This window comes from Pontibacter sp. FD36 (assembly GCF_015686655.1).
Lineage (GTDB): Bacteria > Bacteroidota > Bacteroidia > Cytophagales > Hymenobacteraceae > Pontibacter.
Genome location: NZ_JADPMP010000003.1, coordinates 164,825 through 181,135, shown reverse-complemented (window position 1 = coordinate 181,135; position 16,311 = coordinate 164,825). Strand labels below are relative to the sequence as shown.

General features: G+C 50.0%; 2 protein-coding genes. Both read right to left on the bottom strand.

Annotation, left to right across the window (positions count from 1 at the left end; translation table 11 throughout):
• Nucleotides 1-3 precede the first annotated feature (3 nt).
• A complete protein-coding gene (locus I0P70_RS05430) occupies nucleotides 4-7,425 on the bottom strand; it encodes an Ig-like domain-containing protein (protein WP_196115275.1) in 7,422 nt (2,473 codons plus the stop codon).
• 968 nt (nucleotides 7,426-8,393) lie between these two features.
• Nucleotides 8,394-15,662: a T9SS type A sorting domain-containing protein gene (locus I0P70_RS05425; protein ID WP_230392015.1), complete on the bottom strand. Its 7,269-nt coding sequence runs from the start codon at nucleotides 15,660-15,662 to the stop codon at nucleotides 8,394-8,396.
• Nucleotides 15,663-16,311: the final 649 nt, after the last annotated feature.

Genomic DNA, 16,311 nt, shown 5'->3' with positions numbered 1-16,311 from the left:
TGATTACTTGCTAAGGATTGTCACCACGCCACGTTTCACCCAGTTGATGTCCTTCACCTCCACGGTGAAAAGGAAAGGGCCTTTTAGGATCTGTCCGTTCGGACCGCGTCCGTCCCAACCCTTCTCCGGGTTGGTAGTTTCGAACACACGTACGCCGGAGCGATCGAACACCTTGATGTAGACCTCGTTGTAGAATCGCAGCTCAGGTATGGTCCAGTTGTCGTTGATGCCGTCGCCGTTCGGAGAGAAGGCGTTCACGATCTTGAGCTGGTCCACCGTGCGGTCATAGGCCTGCTTGGTGAGCGTAAAGGTGCGCTCAATCGTGTTCAGGTATGGATCTGTGCTGCGCACGCGGATGGAGAAGCTTGTCATACCTGACAGCCCTTTGTTTGACTTCAGGTATACCTGATCGCCACGGATCTCAAAGAGTGCATTATGCGTATCGCCCTCGCCGCTCGTCAGGGTATAGACAAACTCGGTATCGTCCGGGTCGGTGGTAGTCAGGGTACCAATCACCTCGTCAGCCGTGGCCTCTGGTTTGAAGGTGGTAGCGCTGAAGGCAAGTGCAGTCGGCACTTTGTTCGGCTGCACTTCCACTGTCACTTTAGCGGTCAGGTTGCTCAGGTTAGTGGTCATGTCAGCCAGTTCCAGTATACCAGTCAGCACATACGGCCCAGCCTTGGTGCCATCGTAGGCGCCGGCTTCCCAACGTACGTTCACCTGTGCTGTCTCACCGGTAGAGTAGGTAACCGCTACAGTGGCTGGCAGCTGAACCTGCTCAAACTTTGTGCGGATCGGCACCTGGATCATGTCCGGGGCTGTCACGGAAGCGATGTTGCGGGTAATTTTAACTACCTGCGCCGTTACCTCCGCTCCCTTGTTGCCGGCCTTGTCTGTTAGGTATAGCTGCACGGTCAGCGTACCATCCTTAAGTTTTTCCAGGTCAAGGTTCGCAATGCTTAAACTCTCCTCCGCCACCTCTCCCGTGCCGGTTACCACAGTGCTTTCCTGACCGCTTGTGATGCGGTAGGTATAAGCAGTACCCGGTTCAGCTCCGGAGAGCAGCAGTGTCATTTCCTCCAGGTTCGACACATCCACGCGGGCAGCTCCCCAGGCGATGGCGTAGCTGGCAGGTGCCGAGCCGTCGTAAGTCAGGGTCAGCTGGTTAGAGGCTGTGTTGCCATTCGTAGCAGCATCCGCTACTTTGTTTTCGGCAATACTGATGCTTAATTCTCCGTCAAAGGCAGGCGTTACAAGAGCGCTATACCTGGTTTCACTTTCTTTCGTCAGGTCAGACGCAGTGCCATTGGTGATGGTGATATCGGCTAAATCGAAGCCTGTTATCGGTTCACTGAATGCAATCGAAACAGGTATAGCGGCATTGGTCAGGGCCGGAGCAGTGGTTGTCAGTGCGACTGCCGGATGTGTTTTGTCATACTGCAAACGCAGTGTATTAGAAGCCAGGTTACCGTTACCGGCTCTATCCTCTGTCATATCCGCAGCAACGTTTATGGCTACCTCCCCTTCTGTAGTTGGCGTGATCGTGGCGGTGTATACCTTGCCGGTTACAACGGGTGCCAGGTTCGACACAGAACCGCCGGCCACTTCGATGTCTGCCAGGGTGAAACCGGAAACTGGCTCACTGAAAGTAAACACGACGTCAAAGGTAGCGTTTATTGGGCTATTGGCTTCTGTACTCAGCACAAGCGTTGGCTTGGTGGCATCGTATATTCTGGTTAGTGCATCGGCTTTCTGGTTACCGTTTCCGGCAGCATCGCGGGCTACATCAGCCGCTACCGCTATACCTACTTCGCCATCCGACATTGGGGTTACCAGGGCGGTGTATACCTGAGCAGATACTTGCTTGAAAGCTGAAGCCGAACCATTCGTCAAGGCAATATCCTGCACGTCGAACCCTGTCACGGCTTTGCTGTAGGTAAAGGTTACCTCAAATGGGCTGTTCACCACATCCGCTGCCGTCGTGGAAAGCACCAGCGTTGGTTGTGTCACATCGTAGCTTAGCTGCAGGCGACTAGATGGCAGGTTACCGTTACCGAAGGCATCCTGGGTCACGTTCTCATCCACGGAGATGGTGACTAAACCATTTGCAGTTGGTGTCACAAGTGCGGTGTATACCGTGGCGCTTTCCTTGGTCAGGTTAGAAGCGCTTCCGTTTTCTACGGAGATGTTAGTCAACGCAAGGCTTTCTACAGATTCGGAGAAGGTAAGGCGCACAGTAAAGGCAGCATTGATTGGGCTTGTCACCTCTGTGGACACTTCTACTACTGGCCTTGTGGTGTCGTAGATTCGGGTGAGCTGCTCAGAGGCAAGGTTCAGGTTACCGGCTGCATCCTTCGCCATTCCGGCTGCAAGGGATACCTGCACTTCTCCGTTCGCCTGTGGCGTGATCTGCAGGGTATACTCCTTCTCATTCTTGACCGAGAAGGCCGTCACCGTACCGTTTACAAGCGTCACATCAGCGCCTGTAAATCCGGTTACCGCTTCGCTGAACGTGATGGTTACCTCGAAGGCTGCGTTCAGCTTCTCAGGTGCACCGGAAGCCAGCACAACGGTTGGCTGTGACTTGTCAATATTCAGTTTCAGGGCTGTAGCTGCTTCATTGCCGTTGCCAGCTGCATCGCGGGCCACATTATCAGTCACGCTCACGATCACTTCGCCCTCGGCAGTTGGTGTAATCAAGGCAGTGTATACCTGTGCGGAAACCTGTGCAAAGGCTGAGGCCGCTCCGTTGCTCACCGCAATGTCTCCTACTTCGAAGCCAGTCACTTCTTTGCTGAAGGTGAAGGTCACCTCAAAAGCAGCATTGGTCGGGTTTGTGGCAGTGGTTGACAGGGCAAGTGTCGGTCTGGTCGCATTGAAGGTTCTGGTTAGCGTTCCAGAAGCCGTATTGCCATTGCCTGCCGCGTCCTGGGCTACATTAGCCGGTACTGAAAGTGTTACCAGTCCGTCTGCCGCTGGGCTAACTTCGACGGTATACTGCTGGTTATCAGTTGTGGTCATACCGGAAAGCGTGGCGTTAGCTACCGTTATACCTTGCGTAGAGAATCCTGTTACAGGCTCGGTGAAGGTGATGCTCACCTGGAAAGACCTGTTGATCGGATCCGGGGCAGTGCTTGCCAGCACCAAGCCAGGGCGATCGGCGTCATACACCAGGGCAAGCGTGTTGGAAGCTAAATTGCCGTTCGAGGCTGCATCGCTCGCCGCGTTGGCAGGTACCTGTACGGTTACCTCACCCGCTGCCGAAGGAGTTATCAGCGCACTGAAGCGGCGTCCGTCCACCTGGCTGAATTGTGTAAGTGTACCATTTGTAACGGCTATACCTGTCGCGGTAAAGCCTGACACATCTTCGCTGAACTCCATCGCAATGGAGAACGCACTATTGACAGGACCCGAAGCGCTTGTTCGGATAACCACAGTTGGTCGCGTGATATCATAGCGGCGGGTAAGCGTATTCGAAACTTCATTGCCATTGCCAGCGCCGTCCTGGGCTGCATTGGCAGCCACGCTTACGCTCACCTCCCCATTCGCAGCAGGTATCACCTGCACAGTATAGGTTTTCGGGTCGACTACCACGAAATCAGCGGCTGCACCATTGGTTACGGTAATATCACCGATAGCAAAACCAGTCACATCCTTGCTAAAAGTGAGGCTCACGCTGAAAGGCGCATTTACCGCAGCCGTTGCAGTAGAAGCCAGTATTACAGTAGGCTTAGCTGTGTCAAAAGAAATTCTGAGCACATTGGAAGCCAGGTTATCGTTGCCAGCTGCGTCCTTTGTTATGCCCGCTGCTACGGCAACTGTCACTTCGCCGTTAGCGGCTGGCGTAATAAGAGCTGTGTAGGTTGTAGCGGACACTTTTACAAAATCAGAGGCAGCTCCGTTGCTGACAGTGATGTCCGACAAATCAAATCCTGCTACTTCTTCTGTAAAAGTAAACTGTGTTGTAAAAGCTGTATTAATTGGGCTGGTGGCAGTGCTGGCGACCGTTACCTGTGGTCTTGTGGCGTCGAAATTTCGAACTAGTTCAGTTGAGGCCAGGTTCTGGTTGCCCGCTGCATCGACCGCAACACCTGCTGCCACGCTGATTCTTACTTCTCCCTCAGAGGCAGGTGTTATAGTCGCCTTGTATACCTGATTGTCAGCAGTCATCAGGTTGGAAGCCGTGGCATTCAGTAGTGTCAGGTCTGCAAGTGCAAAACCGCTTACGGCTTTGCTGAACGTGAAGAGGACCTCAAAAGATATGTTGATAGCGGTTCCTACATCGCTGGAAAGTGTAAGGGTGAGCGGCACATTGTCCACTATGATCTGCGCCTCGGCGGCACCAATGTTGCCGGCACCGTCGCGCAACTCCGCGTATACCGTGCGAATGCCGTTACCGGAAGACAAGGTCCAGGTATGGCTTGCCGCAAAAGGCATCCAGGCACCCCATGCAAGATTATCGTTAGAGAAGCGCATACCCGTTACGCCAGTCAGCGCATCGGTTGCTGTAAGGCTTAGCGCCACCTGCGAGGAAGCGGTATAGGCAGCTCCGCCGTTGATGGCAGTTGTTCCGGCCGGTGCTGTCTTATCGAAGGTGACACGGCTCGAGTTGGAGGTGGCACTGACAGCTGCGCCTGCATTGCCTGCCAGATCGCTGAAGTTGATGCTGAACGGTACGTTGCCTTCGTTGCTGGCAGCAGTCATGGTATAGGTCGCGCGATACTCCTGGCCCGACACAGCCACTACTGTTGCCGCATTGCCTGCGATCAGCACCGTTGGCTGCCGGATGGCTTCACTTGCCACGAAATGCAGCGTGATCACATTTCCTGCTCTTGCCAGTGTAGTGTTGCTATTGTTAGAGGTTATGCTGACAGACTGCAGCGTCGGAAACACGGCATCTACCAGCACTCCAGTGGTAACAGGCACCTCATCAAACTCCAGATCAGAGGCTTCGTTACCCGCCAGGTCGGTAATGGTGAATATTCCGGTAGGCAAGGCTCCCATTGGTCTAGGACCTGGTATAATGTTACTGGCCACCACAATCCCTGGGGCAACTTCAATTCCATCCATGTCCAGTTCCCCTTCCTGTACGGTATAGCGGAAAGCTATCTGCTCGGTGCCGCTTCCTCCGTTATAAAGCGCCAGCACCACTTTGTTTCCGATCTTCAGTGGAATAAAGGGTTTCCCGTCCTCTGGTAGCTCAGGCATTTCCGGCATCTCCTCAGTTGCTGCGCTTGCGCTCAAGGGACCAAATATTGGCCCTGCCTCACTCAACTCTACCTTCTCACTGAAGCGTACTGTGAAGTCTAGATGCTCGCCTTGCTTGTAGATTTTATCTGCTGGCACCGTTAACCCCATGAGAAGTGGGCGAATACCATCTACACGCACATTGCTGCGCGAAATGGGAAACGTGGCACTTATCTCTAGTGTGTTGCCTTGCATATCGGTCGGCATCGTAGCATCTGTTTTCAGTGCCAGTACCTCCAGACCTGCCGCTTGCTCCCCTTCCTGAACCTTGTAGGCATAATAAGCAGCGCGTTCAAAAGCCCAATCCAGGGTGGCCTTCCGGATTTCCGTGCCCACACGTAACTCCAGATAAGAACCTTGTGTACGCAGCATGTTTTCGCTGAACTCTACACTGAACAGCAAATAGCCCTTTTGTTCCAGATTATAAGTACCGTCGTTGGGTAGATTAATAGATGTGATGGTTGGCGCAACGGCATCTATTAAAACACCGGCTGTAGATGGCACACTGTTCAGTGACAAGATTGCCGCATTGCCAAAAGCATCGGCTAACGTTCCGCCATTCAGTGTAATGGTTCCAAGGGTGATGCCGTTCATATCCTGATCGCCTGGCTGCACCGTGTAGCGGAAACTCAGCGCTGACGAGCCGGAGCCGCCCAGGTAAACCGCCTGTCGGGAAACTGCGCCTATAGTAAGGCCCAGCGTTGGGGTCCCGTTATTTGTAGCTACTGTTACGGCTTCAGTGAAGTTGATCGTGAAATCCAGTTGCTGACCTGCGCTATAGGTAGCATTGGCAGGTACAGACACAGAGGCAACGGCTGGACTTGTCGTATCTATTGTATACGTCTGGCCAGAGGTATAGCCTCCACGAAGTCCATTCCCGACCACATCCGTGATGCCGGTTCCATTCGCATTCATATCCAGGCGCATGGCGCCGCTTCCACTAATGTCAGAGACAGTTATCTCGTATCTATTTCCCGATCCGCTTACACTTACAATGTTCCCTGTTGCCATTCCCATGGAACTCAGGGTGAAGTCATCTGCACTTACGCCCGTAACGGACTCGCTGAAAGAAACCAGGTAGGTAACGGTTGTTGCGTTCGTGTTTTCAGTTGCCGGGTTGTGACGGGTGATGCTTGTCACGACCGGAGCTGTCGCATCTATCCTCCAGGTATGGGTTGCGGGGGTAGGGTCCACGTTTCCGGCTACATCCACAGCCCGCACTTGTAGTGTATGCGTGCCATCGCTCAATCCCGTCGCTGTCAGCGGCGAGGCAGCGGAGGCAAATGAACTGCCGTCTACGCTTGCCTGGAAGGAGCTGCCAGCCTCGGTGCTTGTGAAGGTGAAAGTGGCGCTGGTTGAGTTTGAAACAGCGGCTGGGCCACTGACTATGGTGGTGTTAGGCGCCGTTGTATCAATCGTTACACTCAATCCAGCTGAAGAAGGGCTCTCGTTTCCTGCCCCATCTGCTGCTTTTGCCGTGATGGTATAGGCTCCCTCTGCCAGAGCACTGGTTGTTATTGTCCAGTTACCAGATCCATTGGCTGTTGCAGTACCGACCACAGTCCCATTGGCATACAGCTTTACAGTTGTGTTGGAAGTTGCTGTTCCTACGAAGGTAGGCGTGTTATCATTAGTGATGTTGTCGTTATTGCTCAGTCCTGAATCACTGGCGCTCGACAGGTCTGGAGTGGTAGGAGCTGCAAGCGAAGGAGCAGCACGTGTTACTGTAACTGCATAGGTTTTAGTGCTACCATTTTGCGCGGTGACAACTACAGTGATTGTGTTGGAGCCAACATTCAGATTAACTGCTTTGGAGGTCACGCCACTGGCCAGCACGGTTCCGTTGATACTGACAGTTGCATTGGCGTCTTCCTTGGTGGGGGTTACTGTAACCGATGTTGCTGCATTTGCTACGCTAGCTGTATAGCTGGTTGTATTGACATTGAAATCCGGTGACAAAGTAGTGCCTGAGAGGGCCAGGTTGGAGAGATTGGCATTACTGGATAAGGCGGTTCCGACAGGACCTACTACAAGGTTGTCTATATTTAGCTCAAGAAGCCCTGAAAACATAAATGTGACAGACCTGACCTCCACATCATTTGATACAACTAGGCCTTGCCGGTTGCGCTCCTGATATTCTTCCTGCGGCAAAGTAGTCTCATTATAGGCTACTCTCAAATGAGGAGGTAAATATAATCCATCGCTAGAGCAAGTATAAGTAAGCCATAGGCTATAAAACCTGAATTTCTGGTTGTCTTTGCGCCTTATAGTAAAGCTGGTTGTAGCAGCAGTATTAAAGTGCAAGCTGGCACTATTATTAGCGCCGCCATCATTCTTGTTCTCCCAGCTATTATTAATTAAACCGGTTAGCTCATACTCTACTCCCCCCACGTTGATCGTGGCAGTCGTATTCCAGGGCCATGAATCTGTCTTACCACTTAAGACTGCAGGGGTTGAGAAATCGTGCGTGAATTGAGTTTGAGCATGGGCAACTTGCGATAGAGCGAGCCCTCCCAAAACGAAAAGAAGCAATGACAGACTTTTCAAATAAGATTTGAAAACGTCAAAGCCTGTCCCGCTCCTTGCTGAGCCGGTGAAAGCAATACTGGGTTTCATAAATTAGCTGGGTTGGTAGATTTTTGTCAATACAAATCCGATGTTATACCAGCAAATTTAGAAACTTGACATATAGCTTGTTAACTATATATTGATCAAATTAGAATATTATAATCTGGAAACTTATCTAGCTTTTTCCATAGCAAGCATTAATCCATAAGTATTAATACTGGATGATCGACTAAGTACTTATAAAACAAGCTTCAATGATGTTTTAACATAGAAAGGATAAATTCTACTAAAAAAGCACTTCAGCCAATCTCCAATAATTTCAGAGGCAGCACATTCTTTTTTTTCTTTGAAAAATATAGCATAAAAATTATAAAGAATGCCCGCGCTCTACTCAATAAAACATTAGCCCTTAGGGAGGTATACGATCTGTTATATAAAGCCAAGCAGCTCCTGCAAGAAACTGATCCAGGGCAGGCAGCTGTTTTTCCATAGTATAGCAGGTGTAGCTTCAGGGCAAAAACAAAAGAAGAAAGCCATACACGGCCTCCTTCTTTTGTTTGTATACCTAAGATAGGTATTTACTTTCTCAGTAGCTTAAGACGGTGCACGGTACCGTTGAGTTCTACCGTAAGCACATACATACCTGTTTGGTTAAGCGCATCAACCTTAAGTGGTAAGTGCGTAGAACCTCCCTGCACGCTTTGCTCGGCCGACAACAGCAGTTTGCCAACTGTGTCATACATGTTAATACGGGCTATACCTGCATCAGGTGTAGCAATGGAGAGTGTCAGGCTGGTGTTAAACGGATTCGGATAAGCAACAACATTAACTTTCTCTACCGAGCCAAAATTTACGAATTTTGGGCTGTAGATTTTCTCGTCACCATTGTGATCTACTTGTCGCAGTCGGTAGTAACGCACGCCTGTTTTGCCGTTCTCTTTATCGGTGTAACTATACTTCTGCGTTAAAACAGTATTCCCATTCCCACTTTCTACAAAACCAAGCTGCCTGAACCTATACCCGTCTATTGATACCTCTACCGCAAATCCCTTACTATCCTGCTCCGAAGCCGTTGCCCAAGTAAGCAGTGCGTCAGGACCTGAACGTACAGCCTTGAAGTACATCAACTCTACTGGTAGCGGCGTGATGGTCCCTCCCAAGGTATATTGCCGCTGTAAGGTTTGCTCACCGAACATGGACACCAGGTTTTCAGTTTTGGTTTGTTCTTCCGTTCTAAGCTTCCAGTTACTGCCATCATTTGAGGTATAAAAGGACATCATTCCTTCGTCCACGTTGTTTAGCTCATGGTCGAAGTAAGCCATTTCGACAACCGCGTTCAGATTGGTGTTAGAGCCAAATGGCAGCACTCTAAAATTGCGCATAATACTGTTCTGGTTTGCCCCCACGGCCGTCCCCGTATTGCGTATGACTGTTGTTAGGCCAGGTGCGCCAGCTCTCGGGGTAATCGCCAGCCCCATGCCGCCAAAGTCTTCCCGTACGGTAGTCAGTTCGCGTTGCGTTACAACAGCGCCCGTTACAAAAGCGGTTTCGATCTCTGAAATGCGACCTTCTTCTCCCAGGGTTATCGAATTGTTGCCAGTTCTAATCTCCCCTGCCGTCAGTGTTAATTCCTTCACTATTGAGGCATCACTAGCCAGTGTTTTTACACCTGTGCCCGCTGAAGTTAGGTTATAATAGTCTAGCCCTGGTATTTGCTGTGCCCGGTTACCGTTAAAGGATATTGTATTTTCACCGGTAAGATCTGCAGTTGCTCCTTCGAGCAAACTGAAGGCAGCGGCTATACCTGTGGTCTCCGAAAAACGTTTGGCACTTGCGTTGCGCAGTGTCAGATTGTAGTAATTGGTTGGCAGCACTTGCTGTGGACTGGCTCCATTGTATGTTACCGTTACGCCGATTCCGGCAGCATTCAACCCCGTAGTATCTGCCAGCAGAAACTGCTGCGCTATACCTGTTGTGCCGGCATCCAGTGTTTTAAAACCGCTATTGCTCAGTATCAGGTTATTATAATTGAGAGCGGCCACAGTCTGTGCCAGGGCACCATTGTACTCCACTACCCGAGGGGCAACCACGGCCACATCCCTGGCAACAGTTAGTGTTCCGGCTATGCGGGCAGTATCGCCGGCAAACGTCTTCGTGCCCGCATTCAGCAGTTGCAGATTGCCATATTGTATACTTTTTACCGCCTGGTCGCCACCCTCGAACACCACGGTGCTTTCCGGATCAAACTTATACCTTACAAACTCCGGAAACGTATTGCTGCCAGCTACTCTGTAAGATGCCCCTTTGTCGATCGAAAAATAGGATGAATTACTTAACGCATCCGTTGTAACTTCTTCTGTTGTGGCTATAGTCTGTTCTTGTGTGTCAAAAACGCCACTTTCTACCATGAGAGTACTTATGCCTTCCAATGGCGCGCGCAGTGTTACAGCAACGTCGTTTTCTTTGGCAATGTGCACGTGCTGAATGTTGATCGGTTGATTTCCTTTTGCGATGATCGTAGCCGGAGCAGCACCCTTAAACTTAAGCTCTGTCTTAGTTCCGTCAAAATCAGCCCCGTTGTGCACAAAGTCTTTATAGATATTTACGACTTCCTGTGTCAGGTTTACCCGGGCGTTGTCGCCCACTATAAAATTCTGAACAGTGGCTGTACCTGCACCGCTCACCTGCGCAATTTCAGGCTTACCATCCGGGCCCACTTTTAATGCCATAAAGGTGAAGTCGGCTGCTTTGGCTTCTACTATACCGTCGTTGTTCACACCACCTTCCAGGGTATAGCGCTTGTTGCTTCCGTGCCAGACTGTGCTGCTTCCTATTACCACATTTCCTTTCACGTGCACGTCATTGCCCGTCAGGGTTGCCATATCAATGCCCTCTTGGTGAGAGTTGTCGAGTACCAGGTTGTTAAAAGAGGCAGGCAACATACCCATTGGTACAACTTTGCCTGTTCCGCTAACGCGTAGCGTGCCCATACTTTGGAATGCATCTGCGCTTGCACCAAAGTTAAAGGTATGATTACCTGTGTTTTGCCCAACAGGAGTAGCATCAAAGTGGATAATACCTTCGCTGACGATGGTACCGCTGTTGTTAATGCCTGTGTGAATAGTATGGGTCAACATGCCTCCATCAAAAGCAGCGCCTTCATGCACAGTTAATGTACCGTATACACGCCAGTTCATACTTGTTCTAACACCGCCTGTGTTCTTGATTATTAGATCAGCAAACTCTGCATCAGATTTAGAATTGAAAACAGGAGGCTCGCTGCCATCAAACACGATGGTTGCAGCTCTGCGTTGGTCATCAGGTATAAGTGGAGCATTAAGTCGAATATGCTGTACACGTGTACCCACAAACGTTCGTAAACCCGCTCCTACCAATATACCATCGTTTGTCATGTCGCCAGCTAGGTATACTTTTACGTCAGGTGTATTAAGTAAACCGTTGTTAGCTAAGTCAAAGCCTTTATCTCTATCTGATGGATCCAGGTGTATCTGCTGGTTGCCATTTATATCCACGTTTCCGTTTACTATCAGGTCTGTTGTTATAGTATAATTAGCGCCGGCTTTTACGACCAGATTGTTTAGTGTCAGGGTGTTTCCAGAAATCACTTTGTTTGTGCCATCAGCCCGGTCCAGTACCAGCGTGCCACTTGGCGGATTTGGCGCCGTATACGCGCCGGCTGAGAAAGCACCGTTGTGCTTAAAGTTGCCGTGCAGGGTCAGCGTTTGTTCGTTCGCGTTCAAAGATGCGTCGTTGTAAATGGTCAGGTCGCCAGCCACCTTGGTAGCTCCCAGCAGGGTCTTTGTGCTTCCGTTTTCGATCTCCAGGTTGCCATAGGTAGTAGCCGTGATATTTTGGGCTGTGTTGCCCTGGTACTTCACCGTGCTGAGCGGGTGCAGTATCATGTTGTTATACCTGGCCGGGAAGTTATTGCCACTCAGGAGTAAGGCAGCCTGGCCGCCCATTATAAACCTGCCACCTGCAGCACTTCTGTTCAGCGTACCGGTTCCCAGGTCTACTGTGCCGCTCTGCAAATCCAGGATATTGTTCACGAGCACGTTGCCTGTTACCGTCATTGTTGTTCCGGGTTCTTTGGCTACGGTCAGGTTGTTGAAGGTTAGCGGCGAAGCAGCTTCCAGGTGGCTACCCTGCAGCGTAATGTGGCTGGTATTGGCCTCAAAAGTACCTCCACGCTTTGTCCAGTTCCCCATCACGGTAATTTCAGAATTGCCTACTTCCAGCACACCTCCATTCTGGATCACATTCTTTTCCAGATTATAATTTCCGCCAGGTATAGAGAAACGGCCACTGTTTACAGTAATATCTCCGGCTACCCATCCTTCGGCAGGGGCCACAAGCGTTGCAACACCAGACGGCTTGTCAATGGTCAGGTTATTGTAATACACCACCCCAATCACCTGCGCATTTGAGCCTTCGTATGTGAACGTGCCTGTTCCCTTGTCAAAGAATTCGAGGGGGCTGCTAAAGTTATAATTGCCGCTTAACTTAATGTGTCCGCTGCCCAATGCTATAAATCCTGTACCTGCATGATTTAAGTCGCCGGTGATCGTTGTAGTACCAGAGCCCATTAGCAAGCTGATGCTATTTCCCTGGCTACCATCATTAAGCGTCAGGTAACCGCCAATGTTCAGGGGCTGGTTACCAGTAGTAATCCGGTGCTGCACGTTTGTTCCGGCGCCGGTGGCTGCCAGGTTACCCTCTACAGCCAGGCTTCCAGAAACAAGATCCAGTGTTATAGGAGCGGTTCCTCTAAACTGAACAACTTTCACTTTTGCAGCCGAGTTGATCTGTGGCTGGAAAGCAGGTATTATGCCACCCAACTCCACGATATCCATTTCGCCCGGAATCGCAGCCGCTGGCATTGGCGTTGTGCCTGTAATGTTTTCCCAATTGGCCGCTAGTTCCCATGCCGTGCTGCTGCCGCCCTTCCATCTGTACACACTGACTGTGGAAGAAAGCGTCCAGATGCCGTTTACATCAGCTAAGGCTTCCTGTCTTACCCAATCCTGGTCGACGTTGTTCGTTTTTTTGCCCATCGGAGTCCAGACGTTGCTTATCCGCTTATAGAGCTGCAGGCCTGCCTCTGTGTTGCCGTTCAGTTCTGAGTCCAGGTACTGCAACTGCAGGGTGGCCCCTGAATAGGTGCCTGAAGGGACAGCGATGGTATAGGTACCGTTAAGGGCCGCACCGGACGGAAAACCTGCAACTGTTTGGTACTGCAGGTTAACTGACACACCCGAAACACCCGTTGCAGTTGCGAAACTCAACTGCGTATATGGCCCATTAAAGGCGTAGGCTTTGCCAGCCTCAAAAGAATGGGTCCTGGTTAATTTGCCTACTACCCAGCTGCTGCCGGTACGGTCGCCTGTCAGGTATATCTGGCTTGCTCCGGTTATGAGCAGACCGTTGTTCATGTGGAGTGTTCCGGCGGTGATATCTGTGATTAACGTAACAGTATTGCCTGCAGATGCCTTCTGCAAGGTAAGGGCATTGAAGGTGGTAGGCCCGGCCATGGTCGTGTTCGCACCGCCCACCAGTATAATGGTGCTTGTGCCCGCAGTAAATGCCCCATTGTTAACCCAGTTGCCGTTTATGGTGTGGCTGTTAGCGCCTGCTAAAAAGGTTGCGCCATTGCCGATGCTCAGGTTGCCGTTGGCAGTGATGCTCGCGCCAGCTGATTTGCTGCCTGCGTTAGCAAAAGCGATATGATGGTAAACTACCCCTGGTATAGTCTGTGATGCCGCCCCATTAAACATAACCGTGTTGGGGCTGTTTGTAAAGGCATCAAAAGCTGGGCCTGCAGTGAAATTGCCGGCTATACCCAGGTTCGCGTTTGCAGCCATGCGCAGCAAACTGCCCGATACGGTAACATGGTATAAATTGTGACTGCCGTTAAAGGTAGAGTTGCCAGAAAAGTTGATGGTACCTGCAGTGGCGCTAAGATTGCCCGCCCCACTTACATCTGATTTGATGTGGAAGGAGCTTGTCGTTCCGATAACACCATTTACTCTTAGGCCAAACAACGTAAGGACACCGGCGTTACCGATCGTTTTTGCAGTACCAGTCATATTGATCGCTCCTGCAGTTGCCGTAAAAGACTTGCCTGCATTCACAGTCAGGCTTCCCTGGATCTCAAACGAAGTAATGGTGCTCACGGAACCATCTATAACGAAATCCTGGAGGGTTATGCTGCTGCCGCTAATGCTCTTAGCGGTGCCCGTCATGGTTAGCTTGCCGCCACTGGCATGCGCAAAAGTGCCGGCTCCCGTAGTAGCCAGATCGCCGCTCACATTTACTTCAGGTGCAGAAATGCTGGTGCCTGCGCCGCTTATGGTCAGGTTATGGAAGGAAGCAGCGCCACTTACCGTTCTGATGATTGATTTCCCTGCTCTGGACAGTATAACAGTACTGCCCTCACCCGAAAAAGTAGCATTGTTTGTCCAGTTGCCCCCAATGGTGTGGGTAAAGTTTCCGCCGCTAAAGGTAGCACTACCGCTTAATACCACATCGCCATTTACAGCCATGTTGCCTCTTGCGGCAAAGGCTGCACTGCCGCCACCCGTTAGCATGCCGCCAATGGTCATGTTGGCAGCAGGCATTGTTTTGGTTCCGGATCCGCTCAGGGTTACATTACCGTAAGCTTCATTAGTCACAGTTTGGTTAGCGCCGCTGTACTCAACAGTACTGTTTATGCTTAGGTCGCGGCTAGCAAAACCCGACGGGAATGTACCTGTGCCGCCTATCTTTAAAGTAGCCCCGTTTGCTACTGTAAGAGCACCACCAGCCACTGCACCTGTCCCTGTCCTGTTAAGCGAGCGGCTACCAAGATCCAGGGTGCCGGCTTGCACATTCAGTTGCGTCTGCGCAGAATTTGCAGCTATTGTGGTATTGTCTGTCTGTGCCAGCGTTTTCACTCCGCCACCGCTTATGTGTAGCCTCTGGTAAGTAGCTGCATGGATGGTCTGGTTACCGGCAGCCGCATAATCGATTACGCTGGTCGGGAACATACTGGTAGGAAAAGCAGCACCGCCAGCAAGGGAATAATTGCCTTCTAAGGTAGTCGCTTTTACCTTGAGCACCGCACCATCGCCAAGTGTAAAGCCATTAGAAGGAGCGGATGTGAACGTTACTTTATGCCCTTCCGGATCAAATGTGCCTAACACCTCAAACTTGGATAACACACTTGCTAAGGGTGTAAGATTGATGTTGTTACCCAGTGTTATAGTACCTCGTATGATCAGGTAATTGAAGGCATTGGCTGAGGAACCACCGATCGACTTATTTATGCCACCAAACTCTATTGTTGGGTAATAAGTGGTAGTACCTATGGTGATCCGGTTTTCGGCATAAGTACCATTGTTGGTCCAGTTGCCGTTTACAACCATGTCGGAGCCGTTGTTGGTGAGCGTACCACCGCTATTAATAGAGAAATCACCGGTTACTGTAACTTTTAGCAGCAGGTTGCGGGCATTAAGACTAGCCCCGCTGGCTATAGTTAAAGAACGCACCGTAACGGCATTGCTGACCGCAATTATGGGTTGGTTTGTTGTTCTGCCAATAGTAACGTCGGTGTTGGCATCCGGCACACTGCGTGGCGACCAGTTATCCGAATTATTCCAGTCGGTAGTATTTACCTGATCGGACCAAAATGGCCACAAAATCCATCGCGTTGTTCCTTCTCCTGTCCAGGCAGCGGTTTTGGTTTGGGCCGTTGCATCAACTGCCTGCAGGCACAACAGCAAAAGTAAAAAGGCAGAAATTTTGAACGGAGCACGAATTGCACTCCAGCAGGGTAAAGGTATTCCCATACACACGGTTGATTATAGGTAAACGATACTTTTGTTATTAATTATTCAGTATGATGTGATCTGTTTGCTTCCGGGTTACACACAACAGTGATCGCCTTATTACCAAAACATAAAAGTGCAAATTCCCGCCTGCTTCAATTTTAAAACCCTTAAAGAATTATACCACAATGATAATTCTTTTCGCGAGCGCAAAAAAATGAGATATATCATATACAATTTTCAGTACGCGCCCTCAACAAACCATTTTTACACATTTTTAAACTCGTGCAACTTGTAAAGCTATAACATTAGCATGATTATACATAAGATTAAAATGAAGTATAATCCAACTTACATTGTTCTACGCGAGACAACAAGCACCTGTAACTCATAAGAGTTACAGTCCTAAAAAAATTAATCTCTGAAGTTAACTTATCTGTGCTATTAATACCTAGCAAACTGCACAGAGTAAAGTTTAGCAGGCTAGCTATATGTTGCTAATTTGCTAATGGAAATCATTGTACAAAACAAATAGTTCCAACAAGTCAGTATAAATTTTCCGAGAGATAAAGATTGCAAATCGATGGTTAAACAATGAATAGGATAGGTTGCAGGGAAAGGTTGTAATGGAGCAGGGATTAGTATCATTGCAGAGACATGAATGCCAGCT

Excerpts from the sequence above, each read along its gene's own strand:
- I0P70_RS05425 (WP_230392015.1), bottom strand. The coding sequence starts at position 15,662 with ATGGGAATACCTTTACCCTGCTGGAGTGCAATTCGTGCTCCGTTCAAA.